At 43.1% G+C, this 23,060-nt stretch carries 21 protein-coding genes; 18 read left to right on the top strand and 3 right to left on the bottom strand.

The genetic code is table 11. From position 1 onward, the window contains the following. The first annotated feature begins 284 nt into the window (after nt 1-284). From murJ to N473_RS13605, 13 genes are all read left to right on the top strand, one after another. Nucleotides 285-1,862 (top strand): murein biosynthesis integral membrane protein MurJ, encoded by a 1,578-nt coding sequence (gene murJ / locus N473_RS13665; RefSeq protein WP_269202345.1) that lies wholly within the window; start codon nt 285-287, stop codon nt 1,860-1,862. Between the two features lie 93 nt (nt 1,863-1,955). Further along, the gene (gene ribF / locus N473_RS13660; protein WP_063368389.1) at nt 1,956-2,885 is read left to right on the top strand and encodes a bifunctional riboflavin kinase/FAD synthetase; all 930 of its coding nucleotides are present in this window, start codon (nt 1,956-1,958) and stop codon (nt 2,883-2,885) included. Between the two features lie 20 nt (nt 2,886-2,905). Continuing rightward, the gene (gene ileS, locus N473_RS13655; RefSeq protein WP_063368388.1) at nt 2,906-5,734 is read left to right on the top strand and encodes an isoleucine--tRNA ligase; all 2,829 of its coding nucleotides are present in this window, start codon (nt 2,906-2,908) and stop codon (nt 5,732-5,734) included. A gap of 11 nt (nt 5,735-5,745) precedes the next feature. Further along, on the top strand, nt 5,746-6,252 hold the full coding sequence (gene lspA, locus N473_RS13650; protein ID WP_063368387.1) for a signal peptidase II: 507 nt from the start codon (nt 5,746-5,748) through the stop codon (nt 6,250-6,252). Next, on the top strand, nt 6,249-6,689 hold the full coding sequence (gene fkpB / locus N473_RS13645; RefSeq protein WP_039608654.1) for an FKBP-type peptidyl-prolyl cis-trans isomerase: 441 nt from the start codon (nt 6,249-6,251) through the stop codon (nt 6,687-6,689). Before lspA ends, fkpB begins: the two co-directional genes overlap by 4 nt. Next, nucleotides 6,689-7,618 (top strand): 4-hydroxy-3-methylbut-2-enyl diphosphate reductase, encoded by a 930-nt coding sequence (gene ispH, locus N473_RS13640; RefSeq protein WP_063368386.1) that lies wholly within the window; start codon nt 6,689-6,691, stop codon nt 7,616-7,618. The genes fkpB and ispH overlap by 1 nt, the downstream gene beginning before the upstream one ends. A gap of 3 nt (nt 7,619-7,621) precedes the next feature. After that, entirely contained in the window at nt 7,622-8,665 is a 1,044-nt protein-coding gene (locus tag N473_RS13635) for a sensor histidine kinase (protein WP_063368385.1), read from the top strand. Then, on the top strand, nt 8,643-9,317 hold the full coding sequence (locus N473_RS13630; RefSeq protein ID WP_063368384.1) for a LytR/AlgR family response regulator transcription factor: 675 nt from the start codon (nt 8,643-8,645) through the stop codon (nt 9,315-9,317). Before N473_RS13635 ends, N473_RS13630 begins: the two co-directional genes overlap by 23 nt. A gap of 98 nt (nt 9,318-9,415) precedes the next feature. Next, on the top strand, nt 9,416-9,967 hold the full coding sequence (gene pilV, locus N473_RS13625; RefSeq protein WP_063368383.1) for a type IV pilus modification protein PilV: 552 nt from the start codon (nt 9,416-9,418) through the stop codon (nt 9,965-9,967). 2 nt (nt 9,968-9,969) lie between these two features. Beyond that, nucleotides 9,970-10,947, top strand: coding sequence for a PilW family protein (locus N473_RS13620; RefSeq protein ID WP_039608658.1), 978 nt, complete (start codon nt 9,970-9,972; stop codon nt 10,945-10,947). Then, complete coding sequence (locus N473_RS13615) at nt 10,941-11,432, top strand: pilus assembly PilX family protein (protein ID WP_039608659.1); 492 nt, start codon at nt 10,941-10,943, stop codon at nt 11,430-11,432. The genes N473_RS13620 and N473_RS13615 overlap by 7 nt, the downstream gene beginning before the upstream one ends. Then, on the top strand, nt 11,429-14,572 hold the full coding sequence (locus N473_RS13610) for a pilus assembly protein (protein WP_331248456.1): 3,144 nt from the start codon (nt 11,429-11,431) through the stop codon (nt 14,570-14,572). Before N473_RS13615 ends, N473_RS13610 begins: the two co-directional genes overlap by 4 nt. Then, the gene (locus tag N473_RS13605) at nt 14,562-14,978 is read left to right on the top strand and encodes a type IV pilin protein (RefSeq protein ID WP_152614482.1); all 417 of its coding nucleotides are present in this window, start codon (nt 14,562-14,564) and stop codon (nt 14,976-14,978) included. The genes N473_RS13610 and N473_RS13605 overlap by 11 nt, the downstream gene beginning before the upstream one ends. Nucleotides 14,979-14,981: 3 nt before the next feature. On the opposite strand, the gene N473_RS13600 is transcribed toward N473_RS13605, so the two are convergent. Continuing rightward, nucleotides 14,982-15,506 (bottom strand): GspH/FimT family pseudopilin, encoded by a 525-nt coding sequence (locus N473_RS13600; RefSeq protein ID WP_081221172.1) that lies wholly within the window; start codon nt 15,504-15,506, stop codon nt 14,982-14,984. Nucleotides 15,507-15,664: 158 nt separating this feature from the next. Continuing rightward, nucleotides 15,665-16,207 carry a pilus assembly FimT family protein gene (locus N473_RS13595; protein WP_039608661.1) on the bottom strand — a complete coding sequence of 181 codons (543 nt, stop codon included), beginning with the start codon at nt 16,205-16,207 and terminating at the stop codon, nt 15,665-15,667. Nucleotides 16,208-16,339: 132 nt separating this feature from the next. Between N473_RS13595 and glnB the strand changes: the two genes are divergently transcribed. After that, nucleotides 16,340-16,678: a nitrogen regulatory protein P-II gene (glnB, locus tag N473_RS13590; RefSeq protein ID WP_010382451.1), complete on the top strand. Its 339-nt coding sequence runs from the start codon at nt 16,340-16,342 to the stop codon at nt 16,676-16,678. A gap of 51 nt (nt 16,679-16,729) precedes the next feature. Here glnB and N473_RS13585 read toward each other — a convergent pair whose 3' ends face one another. After that, nucleotides 16,730-17,488, bottom strand: a complete 759-nt coding sequence (locus tag N473_RS13585; protein WP_063368380.1) for an outer membrane protein assembly factor BamD — start codon at nt 17,486-17,488, stop codon at nt 16,730-16,732. Between the two features lie 123 nt (nt 17,489-17,611). Between N473_RS13585 and rluD the strand changes: the two genes are divergently transcribed. The 4 genes from rluD (at nt 17,612) to N473_RS13565 (ending at nt 23,045) form a co-directional block, all read left to right on the top strand. Next, nucleotides 17,612-18,589: a 23S rRNA pseudouridine(1911/1915/1917) synthase RluD gene (gene rluD, locus N473_RS13580; RefSeq protein ID WP_063368379.1), complete on the top strand. Its 978-nt coding sequence runs from the start codon at nt 17,612-17,614 to the stop codon at nt 18,587-18,589. A 3-nt stretch (nt 18,590-18,592) separates the two neighbouring features. Then, nucleotides 18,593-19,318: a peptidoglycan editing factor PgeF gene (gene pgeF / locus N473_RS13575; protein ID WP_063368378.1), complete on the top strand. Its 726-nt coding sequence runs from the start codon at nt 18,593-18,595 to the stop codon at nt 19,316-19,318. Between the two features lie 78 nt (nt 19,319-19,396). Next, complete coding sequence (gene clpB / locus N473_RS13570; protein WP_063368377.1) at nt 19,397-21,973, top strand: ATP-dependent chaperone ClpB; 2,577 nt, start codon at nt 19,397-19,399, stop codon at nt 21,971-21,973. 136 nt (nt 21,974-22,109) lie between these two features. Continuing rightward, entirely contained in the window at nt 22,110-23,045 is a 936-nt protein-coding gene (locus tag N473_RS13565; RefSeq protein ID WP_063368376.1) for an NADP-dependent oxidoreductase, read from the top strand. The last annotated feature ends 15 nt before the right edge of the window (nt 23,046-23,060 follow it).

Genomic DNA, 23,060 nt, shown 5'->3' with positions numbered 1-23,060 from the left:
CACATCAGACATGACTACAAATTGGGTTAGACGTATGATGCGCTGCCTTTTTATGTCTGTTAAAACCATTTCCAAAACCTTAGGTCTTCGGTAACGGCATAAGCAGACTATGAATCAAAAGCCAATAGACTAATGATTAATGCGAGCATTGTAGCAAAACACAGAACCCAAGCCTAGCTTTAATGTTACATGGAAGTTTCTAATTGATGGTCGTGTTTTTGGTTATGGTTCTGTCTGGTCTATGGCATACTTGGCGCTGATTTTTATTTGTTAGGGTAAGTTTAGTGGCAAAAGGGTTATTCAAGTCAGGCATGATAGTGAGTGCCATGACTATGTTATCTCGCATCCTCGGTTTAGTGCGTGATGCTGTGGTGGCAAATCTTCTCGGTGCAGGGCTTGCTGCTGATGTTTTTTTATTCGCAAATCGAATCCCAAACTTTTTCAGACGATTATTTGCCGAAGGGGCGTTTGCACAAGCCTTTGTGCCCGTGCTATCCGAAATCAAAGAGAAACATGGTGACGATGAAGTGAGGGTTTTTGTCGCACAGGCTGCGGGCACACTGGGTACTATTTTGTTGTGTGTTACGCTGCTTGGTGTGATTGGCTCTCCAGTGGTTGCGGCGCTGTTTGGTGCAACTTGGTTTTTAGACTGGTGGCAAGGTGGCGAGAGTGCAGAAAAGTTTGTGCTGGCCAGCGCGTTATTAAAATTTACCATCCCTTATTTATTTTTTGTATCTTTGGTCGCCTTGTGTGGCGCGGTGATGAACGTTTACAATCGTTTTTCTGTTGCTGCATTTACACCGGTATTACTCAATGTCAGCTTAATTAGCTGTGCGATTTTGTTACATGACAGCTTTGAGCAAGGGGCGTATGCGCTAGCGATCGGTGTATTTATTGGCGGCGCGGCTCAATTGGCTTTTCAAATCCCTTTTTTAGGCAAATTAGGTATGCTTTCAAAGCCAACATTTGCTTGGCGAGCACCACATGTAACCAAGGTGCGTAAGTTAATGCTACCTGCCATATTTGGTGTTTCAGTCAGCCAAATTAATTTATTACTCGACACCATCATAGCAGCCGCTTTGATGACAGGTTCGATTGCTTGGTTGTACTATTCAGACCGTCTGATTGAATTCCCGCTGGGATTATTTGGTATTGCCATAGCAACCGTGATTTTGCCGACGTTATCGAAATTACATGCCAATGAACAAGCAGGTAACTTTCAACACACCATGGATTGGGGGGTGCGGTTTGTTCTATTACTGGGCATTCCTGCAATGGGCGGTTTAATGGTGATTAGCCCGCTCATTATCTCAGTGTTATTTGGTCATGGTGAGTTTGCAAATAGCGACGTGGATAATATTGCTGCTGTGAGTGCTGGGGTCATGGCATATAGTGTCGGGTTAGTGAGCTTTATGTTGATTAAGGTGCTCGCTCCAGGTTTTTACGCACGCCAAGATACGAAAACACCGGTTAAAATTGGCATAATCGCACTGGTTTTGAACATGGTATTTAATTTAGCGCTTGCGCCATTTATAGGCTATCTTGGCCTCGCTTTGGCAACGTCTTTATCGGCAACATGCAATGCATTTTTGTTATATCGTGCATTGAATAAAGAGCAAGTCTATTCATTGTCTCGTTTCACTTTATGGTTTGCGGCAAAAGCGTTAGTGGCCACGCTGATAATGGTTACTGGTGTACATTTATTGTCAGAATATTTGGTTTGGCAAGGTGAAAGCATCGCGACTCAGCTTTGGGTCTTAGGTTGTCTTTTAACAAGTGCAATTGTTTTTTACTTCTTTGTGTTGTTCATTTTGGGGGTCAGGGTGTCAACAATAAAAGAAATAAAGACAATAGAAGAATAAATAGGCGTGAATGGGGAGCTTCATAGCTCGCATTTCTAACTAACTTGGGTATAATCGAGCTTTTTGAAGGCTCGAGCAAAAGGCACGCGTTGTATGCAATTAATCAGGGGTATCCATAATATTCGTCCACATCATTATGGATGTGTATTGACTATAGGAAACTTTGATGGTGTTCACTTGGGTCACACCGAAGTATTGAAGGGGCTTAAAGCTGACGCTGAGAAATACAATTTGCCTAGTACCGTAATGTTGTTTGAGCCTCAGCCACAAGAGTTTTTTATCAAAAACAAAGCGCCGGCGCGTTTAACACGGTTGCGTGATAAGTTAGCATTGTTGGCAGACAATGGCATAGAACGTGTTATTTGTGTGAGTTTTAATGACAAGTTTTCAAACTTAGAGGCTGAGTATTTCATAAGAGAAGTACTTTGCCAAAGACTGGGTGTGAAAGCATTAACGGTGGGCGATGACTTTCGTTTTGGTAAAGGTCGCAAGGGCGATTTTGCAATGCTTTCGAGTATTGGCCAAGAACTTGGGGTACATGTTAAAGATACGCTCAGCTTTAGGCAACAAAACAGCCGTGTAAGTAGCACGCTTATCCGCAATGCTTTGGCAGAGGGAGACCTTCTCAAAGCGCATGAGATGCTGGGGCATACTTATGCTATTTCTGGCCGTGTGATCCATGGTTGGAAAAAAGGCCGTGAGCTGGGTTTTCGTACCGCAAATGTTGCATTGAAAAGGCAAGTTAGTCCAGTGCAAGGTGTATTTGCGGTCAATGTTTATATAAATAGTAAGATTTTTCAGGGTGTAGCTAATGTTGGTACCAAGCCGACGCTAAATGGCAAGCGTGCTTTATTAGAAGTACACCTATTTGATTTTGACCAAGATATTTACGGTCAATTTATTAAGGTAGAGCTTATTCATAAGCTTCGCAATGAACAAAAATTTGAGTCACTGACGCATCTGACAAAGCAAATATCGGCAGACGTCGATGCAGCAAGAGCAGTATTTTCTAAAATTAGGTAGCCGAACGGAAAGTAAGTTAAATGAGCGATTACAAACATACTTTAAATTTACCGGAAACATCGTTTCCGATGCGTGGCAATTTGGCGCAACGCGAACCCAAAATGCTTAAAAAATGGTATGAGCAAGACCTATATGGTCAAATTCGTAATGCGAAAAAAGGTAAGAAGCCATTTATACTGCACGATGGCCCTCCTTATGCCAATGGTAATATTCACCTTGGTCACTCAGTAAATAAGATTTTAAAAGACATTATTATTAAGTCAAAAACGCTGTCTGACTTTGACGCGCCTTATGTACCGGGTTGGGATTGTCACGGTTTACCAATTGAATTAATGGTAGAGAAAAAAGTCGGCAAGCCTGACAAAAAAGTGTCAGTGGCTGAGTTTAGAGAAAAGTGCCGAGAGTATGCGCGCAAGCAAGTAGATGGTCAAAAAGCTGATTTCAAACGCTTGGGCGTATTTGGTGATTGGGACAAGCCTTACCTGACAATGAACTTCGACTTTGAAGCGAATGCAATCCGTGTCCTTGGTCGTATCATTAAAAACGGCCATTTACACAAAGGTGCAAAACCTGTTCACTGGTGCACTGACTGTGGCTCTGCGCTTGCTGAGGCAGAAGTTGAATATCAAGATAAGCAGTCTCCTGCGATTGACGTGCGCTTTGTATTTACCGAAGCAGCTGCGGTAGAAAAAGCATTCTCACTGGCAGAAGGCCATGAGGGCAAAGGTGACATTAGCACTGTTATTTGGACAACGACACCTTGGACACTGCCAGCAAACCGAGCTGTTGCTGTACATGGCGGCCTTGAGTATGCGTTAGTCCAAATTGAAGATGAAGGCCAAGAGCAACGTCTAGTATTAGGTTCTGAGCTAGTAAAAGATGCTGTTGACCGCTTTGGCTTTAAGCAGTATCACGTGCTGGGCTACTGCAAAGGTGACACGTTAGAAAACCTTGAAGTTGCGCACCCGTTCTATGAATTTAATGTACCAGTTATTCTTGGCGAACACGTAACGACAGATTCAGGTACTGGTATCGTTCATACGGCACCTGGACATGGTCAAGAAGATTTCGTGGCAGGACAAGCGTATAATCTAGAGGTTGCAAATCCTGTAGGCGCGAACGGTGTATATTTACCAGATACTCCGATTTTTGCCGGTCAGCATGTGTTCAAAGCGAACGCCAATGTGATCGAGCTGCTAACCGAAAAAGGTATGTTGATGCATCACCATGCATTGACACATAGCTATCCGCATTGTTGGAGACACAAAACACCAATTATATTCCGTGCTACACCGCAGTGGTTTGTCAGCATGGATCAAGCCGATTTGCGTAAAGACTCGATGAAAGAAATCGAGAAAACACAGTGGATCCCGGCCTGGGGTGAAAACAGAATTGCCAACATGGTAGAAGGTCGCCCAGATTGGTGTATCTCTCGTCAACGTACTTGGGGTGTACCAATTGCCTTGTTTGTTGATAAAGACACAGGTGCACTTCACCCTGATACTGAAACCCTAATCGAGAAAGTGGCTGACTTAGTTGATCAAGCTGGTATTCAAGCTTGGTATGACTTAGAGCCAAGCACGCTGTTAAATGAAGCGGATGCGCAGCAATACGTTAAAGTACAAGATACACTAGATGTATGGTTTGATTCAGGTGTCACACACGCTTGTGTGGTTGATGCGCGTGATGAGCTGACTGGTCCTGCTGATTTATACTTAGAAGGTTCAGATCAGCACCGTGGTTGGTTTATGTCATCTATGATGACGTCTGTGGCTATCAACGGCCATGCACCATACAAGCAAGTGTTAACGCATGGTTTCACAGTAGATGAAAACGGCCGCAAGATGTCAAAGTCTTTGGGTAACGTAATTTCACCACAAGATATTATGAATAAGCTTGGTGCTGACATTCTACGTTTATGGGTTGCTTCAACTGATTACACAGCTGAGATGACAGTATCAGATGAAATCTTTAAACGTTCAGCTGATCGTTACCGCCGTATTCGTAATACTAGCCGTTACTTATTGTCTAACTTAAGCGGTTTCAATCCTGCAACGGACTCAGTTGCCATTGAAGATATGGTAGAACTAGATCGTTGGATTGTATCTCGTGCGGCAGAGCTGCAAAATGAAATTGTAGAAGCTTACGACAGCTATCAAATGTTGGTAGTAACACAAAAGCTGATGAACTTCTGTACAGGTGAGTTAGGTTCATTCTACCTAGACGTAATCAAAGATAGACAGTACACAGCGAAGAGTGACAGCCATGCACGCCGTTCATGTCAAACCGCGTTGTATCATATTGCAGAAGCGATGACACGATGGATGGCGCCTATCTTAAGCTTTACAGCCCAAGAGCTTTGGGAAGCACTACCAGGCGAACGTGGTGAGTTTGTATTTACAGATGTGTGGTATGACGGAATTACAGGCGCAACGTGTGGTCAACTTGACAATGCGTTCTGGCAAGAGCTATTAACAGTTCGTGATGAAGTGAACCGAGTGCTAGAGAATGCACGTAAAGAAGAAGTGATTGGTGCAACACTTCAGGCTGAAGTAACGTTATACACAGGCGGTGAATTAGCTGAAAAGCTACAAGGCTTAGAAGATGAACTACGCTTTGTATTACTCACGTCAAAAGCGCATGTTGAAGTAGTATCAAGTCAACCTGAAGGGTCTGTCGCGTCTGAAGTAGATGGCTTATTCATTAAAGTGGCTGCAACTGACGCTGCAAAATGTGATCGTTGTTGGCATCACAGTGAAGATGTTGGTACAAGTGAAGCACATCCAGAGTTATGCGGACGTTGTATTACCAATGTTGACGGTGAAGGCGAACAACGTAAGTTTGCATAAGGGAGTTGCAAGTGACCAAAATCACCGAACGAAGTGGTCTAGTGTGGTTATGGCTCAGTCTACTGCTTTTTGCAGTAGACTATGTCACAAAAGCATTAGTTGTCGCGAATATGAAACTGTATGAATCTATCGAGCTGCTGCCATTTTTTAATTTCACATATATGCATAACTACGGTGCTGCATTTAGTTTTTTAAGTGAAGCAGGTGGTTGGCAAAGGTGGTTTCTCAGTGGTATTGCTGTCGTGATCAGCGTGTTATTAGTGGTTTGGCTTAAAAACCTACGTGCTAATAATTGGGTACTTTGCGGCGCATACTCTTTAGTGCTTGCAGGCGCTATTGGAAATTTATATGACCGCGTAACATTGGGTTACGTAGTCGACTTTTTACATTTTTATTATCAAGATTGGCATTATCCTGCTTTTAATGTTGCTGACATGGCGATTGTAGGTGGTGCTGGTTTACTGCTTTTTGATGCATTTTTTGGTGATAAAACCAATTCTCGGGAGACAGAGGCGTGAGTGAACAAGTCATAGGCCCAAAATCAGAAGTTCTGTTTCATTATTCTATCAAGCTAGAAGACGGATCTGCTGCTGACTCGACAAAGGTGGATAATAAGCCTGCGAAGTTGTTTATGGGAGATGGAAGCCTCACCGAAAATTTTGAGAACTGTTTGTTGGGGTTAAAAGAGGGTGATAATAAAACCTTCAAACTGCAACCTGAAGATGCATTCGGGATGCCAAACCCAGATAACATTTATTATTTAGATCGCACTAAGTTTGGTAGCGAAACGCCTGCTGAAGTTGGTAGTATTATTGCCTTTACACAGCCTGACGGTACTGAGTTACCTGGGTTAATTAGGGAAGTGGCAGGTGACTCTGTGACTGTTGATTTTAATCACCCTCTGGCAGGACAAATAGTTACATTTGAAGTAGATATCTTAGAGGTTCATAGTTAATGGAAATCTTGTTAGCTAATCCGCGTGGCTTTTGTGCTGGTGTTGACAGAGCAATTAGCATTGTAGAACGCGCATTAGATATCTTTGAAAAACCAATTTATGTTCGCCATGAAGTAGTACACAACAAATATGTCGTCAATGGCCTGAGAGACAGGGGCGCTGTATTTGTTGAAGAGTTGCATCAAGTTCCGGACGACAGTATTGTTATCTTTAGCGCGCATGGTGTATCACAACAAGTGAGGCAGGAAGCTAAACGACGTGAGTTAAAAGTCTTTGATGCAACATGCCCTTTGGTGACTAAAGTACATATGGAAGTGACCAGAGCGAGCAGAAAAGGCACTGAATGTATATTAATTGGCCATAATGGGCATCCCGAAGTCGAAGGCACGATGGGGCAGTATGACAATGCCAGTGGTGGGATATATCTTGTCGAAACACCTGAAGACGTTGCTTCTTTAGAAGTGAAAGATGCCAGCAATTTGTTCTACTGTAGCCAAACAACCTTGTCTGTTGATGACACGGCTGATGTAATAGATGCGCTTCGTGAAAAGTTCCCTGATATTCATGGACCGCGAAAAGATGATATTTGCTATGCAACCCAGAATCGTCAAGACGCGGTGCGAGATTTGGCCGATAAGGTTGATTTGTTATTAGTGGTGGGGGCTAAAAATAGCTCTAACTCAAACCGATTACGTGAGCTTGCTGATAAAATGGGCACGCCTGCGCATCTTATCGATGATGAAAAAAACATCTCTTCAGAGTGGTTTGAACAGGTTGAGCGTGTAGGCGTGACTGCTGGAGCGTCTGCTCCTGAAGTACTTGTTCAGCAGGTGATTGCTCGCTTGAAAGAGTTAGGTGGCCAAACGGTTGTAGAAAACCCAGGTCAAGAAGAGAATGTGGTGTTTGCAGTGCCTGTTGAGCTGAGATAATACATGACTCCATGGGTTAATTCGGCTTCGATTGACCGTGGTTTGTTTAAGGCGATGCTTTCCGAGCGTGGCATCCTCGCGATGATTATTGCCTCGCAGGCAGTCGCCTTTATTTATACCTTATCCAGCGGCAAAGACTTCTGGTTGAGTTTGGGCTTAGTCAGCCTTTTCACCCATGCGAACGCATTTATTACCCTTGCTTTAATTGCAGTTGTCGTGAAGTACGCTAAAGCACTGGCGTTTAGAACCGAACTGACCATTGTGCTTATTTTTTTTCAGTCAGTCTGTATCCTCTCTAGTTTATTAGTACAATATTCTCTTTTTTCCCCCGTTGATCCGATAGATTGGGCGTTTGTATTCAACAATAACGCCATATGTGGCTTTGTGGTTATATTGCTGATGCATTTCATGGCCATTTATATAGATAACTTGAATACCATTGCGCACGCTGCCAATGCCGAATTAGAAGCCTTGCAGGCAAGAATTCGTCCCCATTTTTTACACAATGCTTTGAACACGTTAGCTGAGCTGTGTCATGAAAACCCCGATGATGCTGAAGAAGCTGCTTTGACCATGGCTAAACTGATGCAAGTTGCTTTTTCAAGCGGGAAAACGCACAGCTTAGGTCAGGAATTATCTTTGACAAAAGGCTATTTGGCTATTGAGAAGTATCGGTTTGAACATCGCCTTAATGTGGATTGGTCTGCAGATAACATCAACTTAGATATACGAGTGCCAGCTTTACTTCTACAGCCGTTGGTAGAAAATGCAGTGGTTCATGGCATTGAGCCTGCCTTGAGGGGCGGAAAAATTAATATAGATATACGCTGTGTCGAAGGTCGGTTGGTGCTTAAAGTCGATAACCCATATATTCAAGGATCTCAATCTCGCTCTGGCCAAGGTATTGCTTTGGCAAATATTCGTCGTCGATTAGTCATTTACTATGGAGACAAAGCATCTTTGAAGACATCGCAAAAAAGTGGTAGATTCTTTCTGACATTGATGTTGCCGCTAGGAGCTTTGAATGAAATATCTGGTAGTAGATGACGAACCGATTGCCCGTCGACGTATACAAAGGTTATTGAAAGAGTTCGAAGTACTAGAGTGTGTTGGAGAAGCGCAAGATGGGCAACATGCATTACAATTAGTAGACTCCCTGGAGCCTGAGCTCATTTTTTTGGATATTTCAATGCCTGGTATGGACGGTATTGAACTGGGAAAAAAGCTACGTGATAGTAACGTGAACATTAAGCTTATCTATGTGACGGCTTACCCTGAGCACGCGTTGGAAGCATATCAAATCTATGCTTCTGGCTATTTAGTAAAACCCATTGATAGCACACAAATATCTGAGTTAATGAATCATCTTTTCCCGGATACATTGGCGAAAATACAGTATCAAGTTGGCCATGATATTAGGTGGGTAAATGTGCCTGATATTTTAATTGCTCAAACGGATGATAGGTATACACATATCTACTTCGAAGGAGGGGATGCATTGATTGATACCCCACTTAAGAAACTGTTAGCTGAGTTTCCACATCACTTTATACAAGTACACAGAAATACGATTGTTAAAAAAGCAAGTATTGTCAGGCTGGAGAGTCATGAAGGGACTCATAAAGTTATTTTAGATGGGATAGACGACCCTGTGATGGTGAGTCGACGTGCATATGCGAGCCTAAAATCTGTGTTTTAACCACTGACCCACATTGATTGACCGTTTAGTCATTTGACTATTTGGTTACACCGAAAAAGCGATAAGATGTAGATTAGAGTATACATTGAGTTTTTTTCATGGGTAATTCGTTTCCAAAAAAAGTCCAGTCAGGGTTCACTTTATTAGAGGCGGTCGTCGCCTTTATGGTGCTGAGCTTTGGGCTTCTTGGTGCAGTTGCTTTGCAAGCTAAGGCAAAGCAGGCTAGCTTTGACTCAATGCAACGAGCGGCAGCTGTGGCACTTGCTGGCGATATTATTCAACGGATCCGCTCTAACGACACGTCTGCGATGATAGACCTGTACGGCGGGTCATTTACAAGCCAAACTCAACTTAATACAGACACAACGTGTTTTTCGAATTTTTGTAATAATCAAGCTATTGCTAATTTAGATAAAGAACAATGGAAGCAAGCGATCAGAGCAAAAGAAAATACCGGGTCATTAGATGACACAACGGTGTGTATTACCCCGGTCAGAGATGGGGATGGGTTTGAAGTCACTGTTACCGTAACTTGGGTTGGCAGGCAAGCAATAAAGGCGAATAGCGCGACCTCCAATATTAACTGTGGTACAAAAGATGATTACAGAAGGCTGGTGTCTTTATCTAGTTTTGTGCTTGTGAGGAGCTAAGGATGCGCCAGCGTGGATTTACTTTAATTGAAATATTAATCTCACTATTCATTGGTGCAATTTTGCTCGGTGGTGTTGTAGCTACTTATGTCAGTATGCGTGTTACGACAAAAGACACCATGGCCATTGGTGAACTTCAAGAAATTGGTCGTTTGTCACTAACCTTGTTGCGTAGGGATTTGGAGCAAATAGGGTTTTGGGGCACTTTTTATGATAAGAGTTTTAGCAGTGATAACTCAACGGGCCCTGCAAACCCCGCTGGAGATTGCTTTGGCGGCTTGAATAATGGCAGCTTTCCAGATGTCACACCGACCAACTTTCGTCCAATTTATGCAGATTTCACTACCAACGGCAATGCGCTAGGGTGTATCACTGGTGCGAAAAAGAATACTGAGGTTTTGCAGCTTAAGTTCCTAGAGGGTGAACAAATTGCCGTGGGTGCCGTGAACGCAAACAAGTATTATTTTATCGCTCAGCAGGAACAAGCGGAATTCATTGCAGGCCCTAATATTGTTGCTTTGCCCAATGTAAACTCAACACTGTGGCCTTATAGTCATCACGTTTACTATATCGCTGATCAACAAATCACCATTGATAGCACCCCGATCACGATCCCTGTATTGATGAGGAAAAGGTTAACCGTCAATGGGCAAATGACGACTGAAACCGTCATTGAAGGGGTTGAGGATATACGGTTTTTATTTGGTATTGATATTGATGGTGATAGCCGAGTTGATGGTTACCGTAGTGTGAAGAAAATGACGGCAGCAGATTGGGAAAGGTCTGAAGGTGTCCTGACTGTTCAAGTGATTGTGTTGGTTCGGTCATTGGAGCCAGATCCTGGCATCAAATTAAATAATCAAACATATACCTTAGGAAATGATACAGATAAAGTGATTCATTCATTTTCTGATAGTTATCGTAGAACCGTATTTTCTACAACAGTACAGCTATACAACATGGGGTCGTCAGCATGGTAGGGCAATCGAAGCAGCAAGGTATGGTATTAATCGTATCAATGGTACTCATTGTGGCTGTGACGAGTATCGCAGTTACTTTGATGAGCAGCAGCACATTGGATATTAAGATCACCAATGCAGCTCAAGAACGAGAGACAGCTGAAGCCTACCTAATGGGTGAAGTGCAACGCTTAGTAAAAGAACAAAAGCAGTTGTTTGGCGCGAGTAAATTCCACTTAACCAATGGCAAAATTGATGCGAACGACAATGGTGTGCATAAGTTTGATAATGAAAACCAAGAAAGCCCTGTTGATTATGAGTTAAGAAATTTAAACAAAGGACAGTTAGAAGTACCGTGCCCTCGTATATATGGCTATACCGAGGGTGTTGTCTGTAACATGACTGAGCTAACTAGCTCTGTCGAATATGGCGACCAAGGTCGTCACAAAGTGACAGTAGTTATTGGTATTGGTCAAGAAATTCAAGATGTTAAGGCAAATCAATGATGTATTTTAAACGACTACTATGCTTCTGTCTGCTGATAAGCGGTGCAGTATATGCTGAGGACATCGAGCTCTATGTTAAACATGATGTGAGTGGCTCGGAAAAGTCCCGCGTGATAGTGATTTTTGATACCTCAGGCAGTATGGCTTGGGATGTCAATGATGGGAGACGGTGCTATGAATACAAAAATTGGCGACTACGTTCTGTAGATTGTTTTGACACCTCGAAAACGTCTAAAACATGTTATAAGTACATAAATGGACGCTATCGTTCGGTAAATTGCGGTGATAGCCGATTGAAAGTCGCGCAAGATGCGATGGTCTCTTTGGTCAATGATAACCCAGACTTTGACTTTGGTTTAATGCGTTTGTACTCCAGCTCTGGTGGTTATGTGCTTAATGGCATCGGTGCTGACCCGAGTGTGGTTATAAGTAAAATAAACAGTTTGCGAGCCAGTGGCAGTACGCCGCTTGCAGAGACGCTTTGGGAAGCTTATTTATACCTGACCGGCAGGGCAATTGATTATGGTTACAACGGCGGTAATAACCGCGATAAGACCATTGAGTCAAACGGGCGTTATAAGTCGCCATTTGCGCCAGTCTCTGGCGATCCTGAGCGCTGTGACACATCAACCAACATTATATTAATGACAGATGGTGACCCGACAAGTGATAGTGGTAAGAACTCAGCAATTGCCACGGAGCACTACAATAAATTTGGCTCATACCCTACGACCGTATCCAATAGTTACCTAAATTCGCTGGCTAAATTAATGCGCGGCACGGCGGAAACCCAAGTCGATTTATACCCTACAACTTCAGATAAACAAGATTTTGCACGCGTATACACCATAGGCTTTGGTACGGGTATGTCTAATGCCGGTAAGGCGCTACTGAAACAAACGGGTGAGATTGATGGCGGGGGCGCATACCTTCATGCCAATACCGCTTCTCAACTTTCAGAAGCACTGAAATTAACCATCTCTAAAATTAGAGAACAAAGCGATAGCTTTTCTTCTCCGTCAGTATCGACCAGTAGCTCAGATTTAAGCCGCAGCGGCGACTCGGTTTACTTTACGATGTTTTATCCGGAGACGCATACGCGCTGGGCGGGAAACCTTAAAAAGTTAAAAGTGACAGGTGGCATAGTGCATGGTTCGAACAGCACAGCCAATGCAATCAATGACCAAGGTCAAATTGACAAGTCAGTAACAACCTATTGGTCTGCCCCTAGCAGCAAAGATGGCAATGTTGTTTTAGAGGGCGGGATCAACTATCAATTGACAGAGCGACAGACTACTCGTCGACTGTTCTCTGATTTTGGTAAAGGCGCTTTATACAATTTTGACTACTCAACCGCATTAACGGCGCATCAAGGTTCATTGACTAAGTTAGCGGCGAAATTTGGTACTTCAACCGCTGAAGTAGAAAAAACCATGCTTTGGGCAAGAGGTCAGGATGTTGATGACCAAAATGGTAACCGCAATACCATCGAGAGGCGCAAAGATATCTTTGGTGATCCACTTCACTCAAGACCGGTTACGATTGATTATGGTAACAATGATTTGAGAGTGATCGTGGGCACCAATGCTGGCTTCTTACATATGTTCAAAGATAAAGGCGATACGGTTGAAGAAAGCTGGGCGTTTATTCCCAATTCACTGCTAGATATTATTAAGCCGCTGAGAGACCGCAGACAGGACACAAAATTATATGGTATGGATGGGCCAATCACCGTTTATTTTTGGGATAAAAATGACAGCGGGGTTGTCGATTCAGGTGAAAAGGTCTGGTTAATAGCGGGCATGCGTAGAGGGGGAAATGAATATTTTGCCTTTGATATCACGTCGCCTGATCAGCCCAGAATGCTATGGGGTGGCCCAATTCAAGGTGGAGTAGGGGACTATAAAGAATTAGGTCAGTCATGGTCAAAGCCTGTGGTTTCTTTTATCACTGCGCAACCGGATAAACCAGTTCTCATATTTGGTGCGGGCTATGATACCAACAAAGACAGTGCCTTATTTTCAAATGACAATAAGGGCAGGGGCATTTACATTGTTGACTTAGAAAGTGGTAAGCCGGTATGGACGTTGACACCGGATACGGGCTTTAAAGGCGAGCATAGTATTGCTGCTGATGTCAGTGTATTGGACTCCGATTACGATGGCTTTGTCGATAGGATTTATGCTGCGGACACCGGAGGAGGGATCTGGCGTGTAGACTTACCAAGTAGTTCACCCAATGATGAAGATGCCCCTTGGTCACACTTTATGTTAGCAAACTTAAGCGGTGGCAATGATGACGCGAAACGCAGGTTTTTCTACCGTCCAATGATAGCAAGGACTTACTTTAGTAAGGTCACTGTGGAAATAATTGATGGTATCCCCACCAAGGTAAGAAGGGATGTACCCTACGAGGGAATTTTGATTGGCAGTGGTAATCGAGCTAAGCCGACTTCAACTCATGTTAAAAACTTCTTATTTATGGTGAGGGATGAAAATACCAAAACTCAGACCTTCACCTCACAAAATACGCCAAGCGTGATACGGGCAAGTAATTTATTTAATGTCACAAACGACCCATTTAAGGCGAATTTAGACAGTTATGAAGATTTTACGGATAAAGAAGCCGAATTGGGCCAAGCGAAAGGGTGGAAAATTAAGCTGCAATCTGGTGAAAAATCGCTGTCGGCAGCAACCGCAATTGGGGGATTAGCGTATTTCACCTCTTTCTCACCGACAACGGTCTCAGAAAACCAGTGTGCGATTGGGGAAGGGACAGGTTATTTGTATATTGTACACTTACATTATGGTATGCAAGTATTCCAAAAACGCCGTTATCGTACTACTGCGACACTGCCGGATACGCCGCGCACGCATTACGATGTATACGAAGACCCCATCACCAAGAAAAAAACAGTGAAAGCGAAGATCATCAGTCCAACGGTGATAAAAGAAGATGCTGTGGACGAGATGTTTGGCGGCAATCCTGCTGATGGAATTGACCCACAAAAGCTTGAGCCACCCAATGTATACAAAAACAAAGACGGCTCTGCGAATGTGCCTGGTGTTTCGCCATTGACGATTACGTATGAAACGAGACAGCTGTATATCTATAAAAAAGAGGATAACGATGAAAAATAGAATTCGCTCAGTCGCTGGCTTTTCTTTGATAGAGTTGGTGATAGTGGTCGCTATTGTTGGGGTGCTCGCATCTCTAGCGTATCCTAATTACTCAAGTTATATCAAACGGGGTGCTAGGGCGGATGCAATGACCATTTTGCTTGATGCAGCGAATAAGCAAGAACAGTATTTTGTAGATAATCGAGAGTATGCCAGTAACTTGAGTGATATTGGCGTACCTTCTACAAGTGAAAATGGGTATTTCAACATTACAGTTGCTTTAAGTAATGGCGGATATACTTTGACAGCGACTGCTGCAAATGGCCCCGTGAAAGGTGACTTAGAATGCACCTCTCTATCGGTTAATAATTTGGGCATAAAAACGGTGACAGGCACTGCGACTGCAGATCATTGCTGGGAGCGCTAGTCGCTAGTCACATTTTGATGTGTCTTTAAGCCGCGTCCGCCCTGTGGTACTGATTGAAAGCGCTTTACCAAATTTGCGTCCATCTTTGCGTTTAACACAGTATGTAAAGGTCCCATTACCAAGCCCCCAAAGTGTGCCCGTATGAATAAAGGTCAGGGCACTTCTTTGATAAGTCAACTCGTCTAGCGGGTGAATTTTATGGCTTACAGTTAAAATGGTGTCTTTGTTATCGAAGCACTTTAAAGCGCCCCTATCGATAAATAAAGTCAATTCTTGGTGCCAAAAGTGTCGTACACAGCAATTAGCGACCAATGGGCATAAAGTAATGCGTTCACCTGAGTATACGGCTTTCAGTCGCGCATAACTGACGAGCCTGTCTAGGTACATAAGCGCATGTTTTGCTCTATTTGTGGTGGAGATCTCTGTCATCGAGGGTATGGATAGTGTGGCCACAATGGCACAAATGGAGAGTGCAATGATGAATTCGAATAGTGAAAATCCGCATGTGAACCGCTGCATTTTGTTCATTATCCCCAGTCCTTTAGTAAATGATTACAATACGTGATAGGGGTGATTTTGAGGGGAGGTCTAACTCATTTGGCCGTCTTTTAGTGGGTTATAATTATGCTTTGTAAACACTCTAAAGGAGTGTGAGATGAAAAAGTTAATTTATACCTTATTATTTATCATCCTGTGCATGTTTGCGTAGTATTACCTGTGAACAAAGCGGTCCCCGCTTGTGTGATGCTTAAGCTTTGGTTTTTTGTTGCTGCGCCTTCAGGGCAATATACAAATACGCCATTTTGTCCATTGCCTAATCGACCACTAGAGTCAAACTTTAATGATGCAACAGGGTATTCTAAATCATCAATATCTGTAACCTTTTCCATAACCCTTAGCAAATCATCGGTATTGACCGTATATGCTCCATTGTTATCTCGGTCTACAAATATCGCAATGCGATTGCTTTTCCAATCGGTTCTACAAGTGAAGTCTTGATTTTGTAACAGCTGAGTCTCTAAAGCTGGGCAGACAATGACGATTTCATCACTGGCAGTTGCCTTCGCTCTAGCAAAAGTGACACTGCGCTTTAGTTCGAGTAAAAAACTTTGTGCACGATTCTCTTGATATGTAGAGCTCGTAAAGAAAAATGTGAGGCTAGCTAAGGTGCCTAAGATTGCCACTGTGATTAGCAATTCTATTAAGCTCATGCCCTGTTGATGTCGCATAATCAGCTCCCAAAATAGGCAGATGTCGATAGTTTATTTTGCGCTTTTTCAATATATTATTCAACAGCTATGTTTGCCATGCTTGCCCCTATTGTCTAAAATCGACCCATTACCAGAGGAAGCATGATAATCATGAAGAAGATTGAAGCAATAATTAAACCATTTAAGTTGGATGATGTAAGGGAAGCCCTGTCTGATATCGGTATTACTGGCATGACGGTGTGTGAAGTGAAAGGCTTTGGGCGCCAGAAGGGCCATACTGAGTTATATCGTGGTGCGGAGTATATGGTTGACTTCCTACCTAAAGTAAAACTAGATATTGTGCTTGCTGAAGAAGATGTTGATCGCGCAATCGATGTTATTTTAAAAACAGCTCAAACCGGTAAAATCGGTGATGGTAAGATTTTTGTCACTGAAGTAGAGCGTGTAGTAAGGATCCGTACTGGCGAAGAAGACGAAGAAGCAATTTAAAGTCAGTCAGTATGATCAGGCATCAAATCTAAGATGCCTGATCCGATGCATTTAACGTTGGTTAAGCGCCTTAGTCTTCCTGACGTTTTCACTTAATTCAGTTAACCCAAGTTTTTCGTAGCTTTTTTCCATCATATCCAAAGCTTCAAGTAAATAACTGCTTTGTGAATAATGCTCCACAACATACTTGCCACGATTTGCAGCGGCTAAGTATGCTTCACGTTCGAAGTAATAGTTGGCAATTTTCAGTTCATAACGTGCCATTTTGTTGAGTAGCCACGCTAATCGTTTCTTTGCTTCAGGGGTATATTCGCTGTCCGGATAGCTTTTGACCAAAGTCGATAAGTCTTGAAAAGCAACGCGTGATTTACTTACATCACGGTCAGCTCTATCTACACCAAAATACTCCTGAAACGCATTTTCATCAGCTTTAATGTTGATCAAGCCGCGCATGTAATACATGTAATCTAAGTTTTTATGATTTGGATTTAATCGAATGAAGCGATCAACCGTGGCAAGTGCTTGGTCGATATTGCCTGTTTGGTAGTGTGCATAAACCAAATCCATTTGTACTTGTCTAGAGTATGGCCCAAACGGGTAACGTGCGTTAATCGCACCTAATAATTGAATTGCTCTGGCATATAGGCCTGAGTCTAATGTGCGTTTGGCATCTTCATACAAAGCTTGAACAGATTTGTTTGGTACACGTTCAATTTCTTCTTGTTCTGGTGCTGAAGAACATGCGGCTAATCCTAGTATAGATGCGCTAATAAATACTGCTGCAGCGCGTTTTCCCAACTTCATTATCATTTTATTTTACTACCTTCGTTGTCTTCGGCTAGGCCAAGTCGGTAAAACCGAGTAAACTATGCATTTATGCGATTCTAACCCAGTCGAGCGAGGCTTGCACTGGTAATTTAGGTAAAGTTACACATGTCAGAGCAAATTTCTCTACAAGCCGAAGTGCCAATCGAGTTAGGCGGTAAACGTCTAGACCAAATATTAGCGCAATTGTTCCCTGATTTTTCACGTTCTAGAATAAAAACGTGGATCTTGGATGAAAAAGTGACTGTGAATGGTCAAATGTTGAGCACGCCCAAAGAAAAGCTGTTTGGTGGTGAAGTCGTAGAGATTGAAACACAAATAGAAGCAGAGCGTGAATACGAAGCGCAGGATATTGCATTGGATATTGTTTATGAAGATGACGATATTCTGGTCATTAATAAGCCTATGGGTTTAGTGGTGCATCCAGGTGCAGGCAACCCTAATGGTACCGTTTTAAATGCGTTATTGTATCATCATCCGGATATTATCAATGTGCCTCGTGCTGGTATCGTGCATCGTCTAGATAAAGACACTACTGGCTTGATGGTGGTGGCGAAAACTATTCAGGCGCAAACGCACTTGGTTAAAAACTTGCAAGCGCGTACTCATTTCACCCGTGAGTACGAAGCAATTTGTAATGGAACAATGACCGCTGGTGGTGTTATTGAGAAGCCAATTGGTCGCCACGCTACAAAACGTACCCATATGGCTGTCCACGAAATGGGTAAGCCGGCTATTACACATTATCGTGTTGCTGAAAAGTTCAGAGCACATACGCGACTTAGGTTACGTCTGGAAACAGGTAGAACACACCAGATCCGTGTACATATGGCCTACTTAAAACATCCATTAATCGGAGATCAACTATATAACGGTCGTCCATGTCCTCCGAAAAATGCTTCGGCAGAGTTTTTGGAGACATTACGTGGCTTCAAGAGGCAGGCACTACATGCTGTTAAGCTCAGTATCGCTCATCCAATTACCGGTGAAAAAATGACTTGGGAAGCACCAATTCCTGACGATATGCAAGCGCTGACTGAGATATTAAGAGCTGATACAAAAGCTAATCCACAAATCGAATACTAGCGTATGCGATTGCCTCAATGGCCTGTATATAATCAAGTCGGTGCTTTGTCGAGCACCCGCTTAGGTGGTTATTCTAAAGCGCCTTTTGATGAATTTAACTTGGCACTTCACGTAGGTGATAGGGCCGATGATGTTAATAGTAATCGTAGGCGACTGGCGGAATTCCTACCGGCTTTACCAACTTGGGTCAACCAAGTACATGGTACGGACGTATTGGTGGTTGACTCAGAAACACCCACTGAGGACACGTTCAGTGCAGATGCGTTATATACACGGGTAAGAAAGCGGCCCTTAGCGATTATGACGGCAGATTGTTTGCCCATTTTATTGGCAAGTCGTCAAGGTGATGAGGTAGCAGCTATTCATGCAGGGTGGCGTCCTCTGGCTGGAGGCATTATCGCGAATACGTTAAAGTGTTTTCGTGCGCAGCCAAACGAAGTTGTGGCTTGGTTTGGGCCTGCAATTGGGCCGACTGCATTTGAAGTTGGTACTGAGGTCAAAGAGGCTTTTACATCCAATATGCCGTCGCAAGCTCAGGCATTTATGCCAAGCGGCGGGCATAAGTTTCTCGCAGATATTTTTTTATTGGCTCGTATTCAGTTAAATGCACTCAATATCCATAGTATTTATGGCGATGAACACTGTACTTATCAGCGCGAAAAACACTTCTTTTCATACCGACGTGATGGTCAATGTGGTCGGATGGCAACTGTGATCTGGCGCAAATAAATTACATCCGCTACTTGAACAAATTCGTTAAAGGACCCACTTAAAGAAGTAGTTAAGATTACTTAGGTGTGGAGCCTCATGCGTTTAGATAGATTTACCAGCAAATTCCAAAGTGCGTTGTCAGATGCTCAATCTCTTGCTTTAGGCAGAGATCATCAATTCATTGAACCTGTACATTTAATGTATGCATTGTTACAACAAACTGGCTCAAGTGTCAGAGCGCTGTTTGCTCAAGCTGGTGTCAGTGCAGATGAGCTCAATACCAAGTTATCTCAGTCTATCGAGCGGCTTTTTAAAGTCGAGGGGGTAGGCGGTGATGTACAGCTGTCTAACAACCTAATTTCCTTAATTAACTTATGTGATAAATATGCTCAAAAGCGCAAAGATAAATACATCTCTAGCGAGGTATTTGTTTTTTCAGCCTGTGAAGACAAAGGCGAGCTTGGGGATATATTTCGTGCCCTTAATATTACGCAAGATAAAGTTGAAAAGGCCATCAAAGCCATACGGGGTGGGCAAAAAGTAGACGATCCAAATGCTGAAGAAACGCGTCAGGCATTGGAAAAGTATACTATTGACCTCACTGAGCGTGCAGAGCAAGGCAAACTCGATCCTGTTATCGGGCGTGACGATGAAATTAGGCGCACGATACAAGTTTTGCAGCGTCGAACTAAAAACAACCCTGTGTTGATCGGTGAACCAGGCGTTGGTAAAACAGCCATCGTAGAGGGGTTAGCGCAACGCATTATCAATGGCGAAGTACCTGAAGGCCTTAAGCATAAACGTGTTTTGTCTCTAGATTTAGGGGCATTGGTTGCAGGCGCTAAATACCGTGGCGAATTCGAGGAGCGACTGAAATCAGTGTTAAATGAGCTGGCCAAAGAAGAAGGCAGTGTAATTTTATTCATTGACGAGATCCATACCATGGTTGGTGCAGGTAAAACGGATGGTGCAATGGATGCGGGCAACATGTTGAAGCCAGCACTTGCACGTGGTGAGCTACATTGTGTTGGTGCAACGACACTGGATGAATATCGTCAGTATATTGAAAAAGACGCAGCCTTGGAAAGACGTTTTCAAAAAGTCTTTGTTTCAGAACCGACAGTGGAAGACACCATCGCTATTTTGCGTGGCTTAAAAGAGCGTTACGAATTGCACCATTCTGTGGATATTACTGATCCGGCGATTGTTGCTGCGGCAAACTTATCGCATCGTTACATAAGTGACCGCCAGTTACCAGATAAAGCCATTGACCTTATTGATGAAGCTGGTTCATCTATTCGTTTGCAAATTGACTCGAAGCCCGAACAGCTGGATAAACTTGAAAGGCGTATTATTCAGTTAAAATTAGAAGACAATGCTTTGGCAAAGGAGAAAGACGAAGCCAGTCAAAAGCGCCGTACCGAAATGCAGTCACTTATCGCGCAATTAGAGTCTGAATACACAGAGCTGGATGAAGTTTGGAATGCTGAAAAAGCGTCCTTACAGGGGACGCAAGTCATCAAAGCTGAACTAGAGCAAGCTCGTTTAGATCTAGAAGTGGCACGCAGGGCAAGCGATCTACAGCGCATGTCTGAATTACAATATGGTCGTATTCCAGCACTTGAGCGTAAATTAGACTTGGCATCTCAGGCAGAAATGCAAGAAATGAGTTTGCTTAAAAACCAAGTGTCAGAAGATGAAATTGCGGAAATTCTGTCTCGCTGGACAGGTATTCCGGTTGCGAAAATGCTTCAAGGGGAGCGTGAAAAACTCCTTCATATGGAAGATGAATTACATCAAAAAGTGATAGGGCAAGACGAAGCTGTGAATGCGATTGCCAATGCAATCCGTCGCTCACGGGCAGGCCTTGCGGATCCGAATCGACCAATTGGTTCGTTTCTATTTTTAGGTCCAACCGGAGTGGGTAAAACGGAGCTGACAAAAGCATTGGCGAATTTCATGTTTGATACTGAGGATGCCATGGTGCGTATCGACATGTCTGAGTTTATGGAAAAGCACTCTGTAGCGCGTTTAGTCGGTGCGCCTCCCGGTTATGTTGGCTATGAGGAAGGTGGGTATTTGACAGAAGCTGTGCGTCGTAGACCCTATTCGGTTGTGTTGTTGGATGAAGTAGAAAAAGCACACCCTGATGTATTTAATATTCTATTACAGGTTCTAGACGATGGTCGTTTAACGGATGGCCAGGGTCGCACTGTTGATTTCAAAAATACGGTGATTATTATGACATCAAATTTAGGATCTGATGTGATCCAAGAGCAGGCCAGTAGTAATGATTATGCAGGGTTGAAAAATAAATTGATGGACGTACTGACAACTCAGTTTAGACCGGAGTTTATAAACCGTATTGATGAGACTGTGGTATTTCACCCATTGGTTACAGAGCACATTAAACAAATTGCTCGGATCCAGCTTGGTAAACTATCTAGTCGCCTTAAAGACAATGGCTTTGCTTTTGAAGTGAGTGAAAGTGCGCTTGAAAAAATAGCGCAAAGTGGTTTTGATCCGGTGTTTGGCGCACGGCCGCTGAAGCGTGCTATCCAGCAATATATCGAAAATCCACTCGCACAAAGTTTGTTACAGGGTGACTTTAGCGGACATGCAGCTATTAAGGTTGATGTGAATGAAGATAAAATAGAGTTTACAGGCCAATAACTCGCTTGCATTGATGGCTTAATGCACCAGACACTATTTGTTATGAACCCCCCGAAGAACACGACAAAGTTGTTTGGGGGGTTTTGCTTTGATATGTTAAATTTAACAGCTATTTAGTCGTTCTGGATGGCATTACATGGATAAAAATTATAAACAGGCGGGTGTCGTACATTTTGGTCCTGCTGATACACTAGAAATAAAGCACATTCCTAAGCCCGTGCTTGAACACGGACAAGTTTTTATTCGTATTACCTCATCTTCTATCAACCCCATTGATGTGAAAACTCGTTGCGGTTTAGGTTATGTTGCACAGGCCAAAGCGGACGATGCTTTTTTACCGTTAGGCTATGATGTACTGGGTGTTGTCGAAGCGGTTGGTGAAGGCGTCAGTGATCTGGCTGTCGGAGAGACTGTTATGGGGATGGTTGGGTTTCCTCAAACGCCTGGATGTTATGCAACGCATGTGACTGCCCACAGAGAAGAACTTATTGCGATCGATGCGAAAGTTTCTGAGGATTTAGCTGGTCTGAGTTTAGCAGGATTAACAGCACTTCAGTCTTTGGAAAAGTTGGATGTGAATGCGGGCACATTATTTATAAATGCGCCGACTGGCGGCGTTGGTCACCTAGCATTACAGTTAGCAGCATTAAAAGGATTTGACATAGTGGCAGTGACAACGCGAAAGGCGCTTATAGCATCGCTGAACTTTAACGTCACCGTTATGTCATACGAAGAGTTTTTTAGTGAATCTAGGTCAGGGCAACTATTAGACTTGGTTGGTGGGGAGCTTGCTTGTAAAATGTTATCAAATCTGATGGCTGATACCAAGTTTGTGACTGTGCCTTCAATTACCAAAGATGCTGTAATAAAACATGGTGAATCTTTAGGTGCTCAGGGGGAAGGAATTTTAGTTCAAACTAATCCAAATCATCTCAATGAGCTGTATAAAACCGTCGTGACACAACAAGTACACCTTGTTGTAAGTAAAAAATTTAAGCTAGATGAGATTGCTTTGGCTCACAAATATGTTGAGCAAGGCGAGCACTTTGGCAAAGTCATTATTGTGGCTTGAGTATTTTAAATTTGC

The sequence above is a fragment of the Pseudoalteromonas luteoviolacea CPMOR-1 genome (assembly GCF_001625685.1).
In the GTDB taxonomy this organism is placed as follows: domain Bacteria; phylum Pseudomonadota; class Gammaproteobacteria; order Enterobacterales; family Alteromonadaceae; genus Pseudoalteromonas; species Pseudoalteromonas luteoviolacea_K.
This window is presented reverse-complemented; position numbering and strand designations above follow the sequence as displayed.